The 2,507-nt window shown below is 43.3% G+C and carries 1 protein-coding gene; it reads right to left on the bottom strand.

From position 1 onward, the window contains the following. Window positions 1–95 precede the first annotated feature (95 nt). Window positions 96–1,943 (bottom strand): group II intron reverse transcriptase/maturase, encoded by a 1,848-nt coding sequence (gene ltrA, locus F6K37_RS37955; protein WP_287256217.1) that lies wholly within the window; start codon window positions 1,941–1,943, stop codon window positions 96–98. Window positions 1,944–2,507: the final 564 nt, after the last annotated feature.

Raw genomic sequence — 2,507 nt, 5'->3', positions numbered from 1 at the left:
GGATTGGGTAAGTCAGCGGGATTGCTCCCGCTTCGTCCCCAACGCACCGTGCGAACAAGTCTCCAAGTACACGGCGCAACCGATTCTTTTTGAACTCATTTATCACTGCCACTTCTTTTCTGAGATTTACGGTTTTGTACCTTTTGGTTTTTGTTCCGTTTCAAAGAGGGTTTTTTTCTCCCGGCTCTCAGCATTTTCTGTATGTCGGGATTGGTGGCACCCAAGGCATGTATGGTGTGGTGGCAATCCTCGTGTAGATAGATGAGGTTATCGTATTGGTCTTGTCCACCTAGATGTATTGGTATAATGTGATGTATATGTAATACATCACTAATCCCAATTGATTGATTGCAGACAGGACAGAGGTAGTTCTGTCTGTTTGCTATTTTGTCCTTTCCCGCTGAGAATCTTCCCCTTGCCGTTTTTTCCCTTTGTAATGCTTTGCGCTCTTCCCAGTACCCAATCAGGTCGGGGTCGTCTGGGCTGTTTTTGTATTGGACTAGGGTATGGCGTTTGATGGGTTTCCAAGCGAGTTTATGCAGATATGCATTTTTTGAGGATTTGTTTCCGTATACCCATTTGTCTTCCCTTCCTGGGCAGTGTTTTCCAAAGTAGTTCTTGGATATCCACTTCCAGGATTTATTTGGATGTTTCCGTAACCCCCATCTTTTTAATTTCCAGAAGATGTAGCTATCGAGTGTATTGAAGGTTTCTTGAGCCACTACACCATCATGATAGTTGCCCCACCCTCTTATTTTGGGATTAAGCTTCCTTATGACTTGTTCTTGGGATGCACTCTTTAACTTTTTGAATTCATCCTTCAATTGTTTCTTGAAGTTATTGATGTTCTTCTTGGAGGGTTTGATGAGGGTGACCAATTCGGTTTTCCGTGCAGTGGTTCTGTACTTGCGGAAGTTCCATCCTAGGAAGTCAAACCCTTCTGTCAAGTGTTTGATGCTGGTCTTTTCCTCAGATAGTCTTAATCCTTTTTTGGTTAACCATTCTTGTATGATTACCTTAGCTTCTGTCGCATCTTCTTTGCTTTGAGTTAGAATCACAAAGTCATCGGCAAAGCGGACAAAGGTTCTTTCTGAGATGTTGTTCCAGAATCCTCCTGATTTTTTCCTCTTGTCTTTGCGCCACTTATATGTAATTCCTAATTCATTTTCCATGCCATGTAGGGCTATGTTAGCCAGTAATGGGCTTATTATTCCTCCCTGAGGTGTACCTGACTCGGTGTTATAAAATACGCCTTTATCGACGTATCCTGTCTTTAGCCATTGTTCCACCAGGTTTCTAGCTGGAAAATTTCCAATGGTTTCCAGTAGTGGTTCATGGGCAATATGATCGAAGCATCCGGAGATGTCTGCGTCTATTACCCACCACTTTCGGTTGTTTTCACCCTTTATGTTGTTGAATATCCTTTGTCTAGCGTCATGGGTGCTTCGGCCTGGTCTGAATCCGTATGATGTCGGTTCAAATTTAGCTTCCCATGAAGGCTCTAATGCATTTTTGACGATACTTTGTATGCATCTATCTATCATGCTAGGTATTCCTAATGGGCGTTTTTTTCCATTGGGTTTAGGAATGTATACACGTTTGGTTGGAATTGGTTTCCAGGCTTTGTAAATTTTTAGAGCATCGACCAGCTCTGCCCTGAGTTTGGGGGTAAGATTGGCTATTTTGTCTATCCCAGGGGTGTTTTTGCCTTGATTTAACTGTGCGGCCTGTCTTACGGAAATGAGTATATTGGAGTAGCTACGTAGCATTAGCCGTTGTAGCTTATTCACCTTTTTCCAATTGCCTTCACGAGTCGCGAGGAATATCCTACGTCTTAATTTCCTGACTAACCGATAGGCTTTCTTCCAGTCTATGGAGTGCCACTCGGTAGCTTGTTCAGTTACGATACCGTTTTCGGTTGAATTCGGTTCTATCTTTTCCATTACAATTAAGGATTAATAAGTATTATGTTCCTCCCTCAGAATCAGTTCTGAAATTCAGCACTCTGCACGAGTTGAGGGATTTCCCTCTATCCAACCGGTTATACGCTCTTCACGCTTTCCCGTCGGTTTTCACCATGTTGGCTTTAGCTTGGTTCAGTCTTTTACCGGACTCAGAGTTATACCTCTTCTTGCGATTTGGCTACCTTAATCATCGACCTAGATTAAGGACTCAATCTCGGCTTACCCGGTTACACACAAAGGAGATGCGAACTAATGGTTGTCGTCTCTACGCCGAGTCCGTGGAGTTCTTCCGATTATCCAATATCTACTGGATTAACCCATGGAGCTAGTATCCCCATTACCGCTTTGACAGGGATATCAATCATTACGACGCTTCAATCAACGATTCCTTTCGTCAACCTGTTAGTTCTTTCCCTAACGTTCCATTATCATGCGGTATATGCTTCTGGTTACGCATTACCCTCTAGCTGTGAGACATAACAATTCGGGAGTACCTCAGCTTGTGAGCCGTTGATATCCATCTCGTTATGCCCCTTTGGGTGG

Origin of the sequence: Moorena sp. SIO4E2 (genome assembly GCF_010671945.1) — a bacterium.
In the GTDB taxonomy this organism is placed as follows: domain Bacteria; phylum Cyanobacteriota; class Cyanobacteriia; order Cyanobacteriales; family Coleofasciculaceae; genus Moorena; species Moorena producens.
This window is presented reverse-complemented; position numbering and strand designations above follow the sequence as displayed.

What these genes read in the sequence shown, in the direction of transcription:
- ltrA (WP_287256217.1), bottom strand. Translation starts at nt 1,943, where the DNA reads ATGGAAAAGATAGAACCGAATTCAACCGAAAACGGTATCGTAACTGAA.